The sequence below is a fragment of the Streptomyces sp. genome (assembly GCF_035563135.1).
Lineage (GTDB): Bacteria > Actinomycetota > Actinomycetes > Streptomycetales > Streptomycetaceae > Streptomyces.
Window position 1 is genome coordinate 1 of sequence record NZ_DATMVN010000437.1, and the last position, 3,610, is coordinate 3,610.

Consider the following 3,610-nt stretch of genomic DNA (forward strand, 5'->3'; position numbering starts at 1 on the left):
GAACCGCAGCAGCCGCTCCACGCGCGCGTAGCTGAAGTCCTCGCGGTCGGCGGTGTCCGGGTAGAGCGACCCCTTCACGTCGTCCCAGTGCATCGGCGGGCCGACGCTGACGCCCGGGTTGAGCCGCCCACCGGAGAGGACGTCGACGGTGGCGAGGTCCTCGGCCAGCCGCAGCGGGTTCTCCCACGCCAGTGGCGTGACGGCCGTGCCGAGCCCGATCCGGCGGGTGCGCTGGGTGAGCGCGGCGAGGACGGCGACCGGCGAGGAGATCCCGGGCTGCAGGTGACGGTGGCGCAGCCAGGCGCTGTCGAACCCCAGCTGCTCGCCGAACTCGACCATCGCCAGCGTGGACTCGTGCCCGGGTCCGGGGTCGGCCGGGTCGAAGGTGCCGATGGTCAGGAAGCCGAGCTGGTCCAGCGGGGTCCCGGGGGCGGGCATGGGGCGGCTCCTCGAACTCGGCGGCCGGTGCGGGTCTCGTGCCATCGTCGGTCAGTGGCCGACGACGTGCTCCTGCGCCTCGGCCCCCGGCCGGGAGGTGTGGGTCGACCCAGTGGTGCCGCACGTCCGTCGCGGGGGGTGGAGCTTGGGCCGTCCAGGGGCTGTTCTGCGGATCATGCGCGCCGCCACCGTTGCCGGTGTCTCTGAGCAGCCCGCTGAGGGAAATCCCATGCGGCGGGTCCAGGAGTGGCGGCGTAGACCCTGCCGAGTAGCGAGCGAGGGGCCTTCGACTCTGGAGACGGGGAGTCGTCCGACGCAGCGTTCCTCATGGCCGGAAAGCCGGTGGTATGCCGACTCGGGTTCCATTCGTACGTGCAGGCACACCCTCGCGACGAGCGACAGCAGGGGCCGGATCACGATCAGGTGTGCCGTCGCTGCGGAAAGCGCAGCGACGGCAACATCAGTGGCCTTCCGCCCACGGTGTTGACCTGACGGCGGCAAGGCTCTGAGACAGCACTGAGCCCCGCCGTCGCGGTGAAATGGCGCGGCCGGCCCGCCGCCCCACGGAGGTGTCACTCACAGGGACGGCTTCGACCTGACTGGAAGGCGAAGCCGCCTTCTGCTCGGAGCGGCCCACTCAGCGGCAGTCCCCGGGCTCGATGAGCCCCTACCGGGGGACACGGGTTCCCGCGTCGTGGCTCGAACGTGACGATCGCTGGCGTGAGGCTGCGGAAGAGCGGCAAGCCGTTCGGTCTGTCGGGCCTCGGAGCGATCGTCGTCGTCATCGCGCTGTACGCGGTCGGACTCTGGCTCGCGTTCCTGACCGGTGTCGGCCTTCCCCTGATCCCCGGCCACGTCCTTTGATGGTCTAGGCAGCGCGATGGGGGGCGCTGCTGCGTCGGGAGTCGCGGGCGCTGTACGAACGCTACGAGAGCTACCTGCGCCGCAAGAACGGGCAGGAATAGGGACGGCAGTGGGCGGTCGATGGGCCGAACGCCGGCCCTCGCGGTGTCCCGGAGCGACCACTGTGAGACTCCACGCCATCAACACAGGTCGACTCGGTGAGGCGGAGCTCTCCGCACACGGGGTGAGGGGTATCCCGGAGGCGCTGGTGCTGCCGACCCGACGACGGTCAGCATGATCGGGTGAGTTCGGGGAGGGGGCCGGAGCCGCGTCGACGGTGGTGGTCAACGGCGTTGGTCAGTCACGCGGTCGTGCTCACCGTCGGGCCCCTCCTCGGAGCGGTGACGTGGGGTGCGTGGCTGGGCTGGGACCGCACGGCGTCCTACGACGTGGTCACCGGCACGGTCCAGTCGCCCTACGTCACGCTGCAGGTGCTCGGGTGCGCGCTGACCGTGGGAACGGTGACGGCGGTCCTCACCGCGCTGGGGCACCCCCTAGCCGGTACCGCCGGCGTCGCGTTGGGGTTCTGGCTGGTCTGGACGGTCGACGCCGCGTCCCGAGATGATTCCGGTCTGTTCGTCGTCGGCTCGATACTGCTGGCGTTCGGGCTGGCGCTGGGCACCAGCGTGGCCGCAGCCGTCGGGTGGGGCGTGCGCTCAGTTGCGGACGCCGTTCGCCGCCGGCGCGCGGGCGACAGCTGAGCACCGCACCGGCCCACCTCGGTTCTTGAGCTCTGATCAACGTCCCTGAGGCCGCCCTCTGTCCCAGAGCGGCCCATTCATTCAGGGACAGTCCAGTAGAGATCTGTCGTCAGCGGGGGTAGAGCTACGACGTGGCGAACACGTGGCTGTGGTGGGTGGCGTTGGTTGCCGCCGTCTCCATGCTCGCCGCCCCCTTGCTCGTGTTGATCCGTCGGTCCAATCGTCGCCGGGTGCGCTTCATCGGGCGGCCGAGCGTGCCCGTCCCTTGGTGGGCACATCTGCTCGTACTTGCGGGCATGGCCTTGGGATTGGCCGCCGTGGATCAACTGAGGAGCAGTCGTGAGGATGGCTGGCTCTACGGTGGCGCGGTACTGCTCGCGCAGCTCGTTCTGACGACCGGCCTGGTGATCGGGCACAACCGTCGCGTCGCAGCGGACCTGAGTGACGCATCTGTCCCACAGCGCCCATCTGCGATCAGCCGAGGTTGCGGTAGAGGCGAACGGAGCCACCGCCGCGGGGCGATCGTTCCCCCGCGTCGCTGCAGCAGAAGCGGCGTCTCAGGCCGGGGCCGGGACGGCGCCCAACTGCACGAGCAGGCCCAGGAAGTCGGCAGTCGTCCAGCGCTCGACCACCTGGTCGCCACGAAACCGCATGATCGTGATGCCTTCGAACACGTAGGGCCGGCCCGTGGCGGGCACGCCCATGAAGTCGCCGCGGTGCTCGCCGGACACGGCGAACCGGCAGCTGTACAGGTCGCCGTCGACGAGGTGCTCGTGGAAGTCCAGCTGCGGATTGGGGCGCCCCGGTGCCCCCAGAGCCGACCAGAACTGCTGGTAGAAGCCGGTCACGGACGGTTTGTCCATCGGATCCGGCTCCACGCCGTGGAACCGCAGGTCCTCGGCGTACAGCTGGAGGTAGCCGGGCAGGTCCCCGGCGTTCCACCGCTGCCGTGCCCGTTCGACCCGTTCGGCGGGAGTGGTCACAACTCCTCCTGCACGACGCGACCTCGCAGCCTCTCCGAGGACCCTGTCAGCCGGGCCTCGGCCGCCCCCAGGGCCCTTCGTCCCGCCGGGGTGGTCAGTCGCGGAGCTCCACGACGACGGGCGCGCCCGCACCGCACCATGCGCCACGAGCTCGATGCCGCAGGTGAGGGCCCACAGGTCATCTCAGCCCCACCGTGAGGGAGCCGCCTGGTGTGCGTGAGCGGCTCACCCTGGGGCACCCTCCGGCCGTCGCGGCACCGTTGATGCGATTGCCGTACGTCATAGCGGCGCCGTCATGAGTCCAGCTGGCCGGACCCCGAGAGCTGATCCACGGTTCGCGTGAGTCCTCATCAGGTGGGTGCGACACCGCCGTCAGCCGTGAGCCGTGAAGTGCAGGAGGTCGGCGAGCGAGGCCTCCGGCTCGGGTCCGAGGACGCCGACCTCCGCCGTCCCGGACGAGGGGACGACGTGCGCCGCGCCGCCGTCCCGGAACTCCACCACGCCACCGGGCAGTTCGGCCGCGGTGATCGTCCCGGCGCGAGCGGCCGCCGCCACCCAGACGGCCGCCGCCTGCAGGTCCCAGCC

Annotated in this window: 5 protein-coding genes; 2 read left to right on the forward strand and 3 right to left on the reverse strand. The window is 70.8% G+C overall.

What is annotated here, in order from left to right; translation table 11 throughout:
• The coding region (locus VN520_RS19305) for an LLM class flavin-dependent oxidoreductase (protein WP_325748173.1) at positions 1 to 438 on the reverse strand (438 nt) is incomplete at its 3' end.
• Between the two features lie 720 nt (positions 439 to 1,158).
• Here VN520_RS19305 and VN520_RS19310 point away from each other — a divergent pair.
• Both VN520_RS19310 and VN520_RS19315 read left to right on the forward strand, forming a co-directional pair.
• A complete protein-coding gene (locus VN520_RS19310; RefSeq protein ID WP_325748174.1) occupies positions 1,159 to 1,302 on the forward strand; it encodes a hypothetical protein in 144 nt (47 codons plus the stop codon).
• Between the two features lie 332 nt (positions 1,303 to 1,634).
• Complete coding sequence (locus VN520_RS19315) at positions 1,635 to 2,042, forward strand: hypothetical protein (RefSeq protein WP_325748175.1); 408 nt, start codon at positions 1,635 to 1,637, stop codon at positions 2,040 to 2,042.
• 557 nt (positions 2,043 to 2,599) lie between these two features.
• Here the strand turns inward: VN520_RS19315 and VN520_RS19320 are convergent.
• Both VN520_RS19320 and VN520_RS19325 read right to left on the reverse strand, forming a co-directional pair.
• The gene (locus VN520_RS19320) at positions 2,600 to 3,025 is read right to left on the reverse strand and encodes an ester cyclase (protein WP_325748176.1); all 426 of its coding nucleotides are present in this window, start codon (positions 3,023 to 3,025) and stop codon (positions 2,600 to 2,602) included.
• A gap of 372 nt (positions 3,026 to 3,397) precedes the next feature.
• The coding region (locus VN520_RS19325; protein ID WP_325748177.1) for a hypothetical protein at positions 3,398 to 3,610 on the reverse strand (213 nt) is incomplete at its 5' end.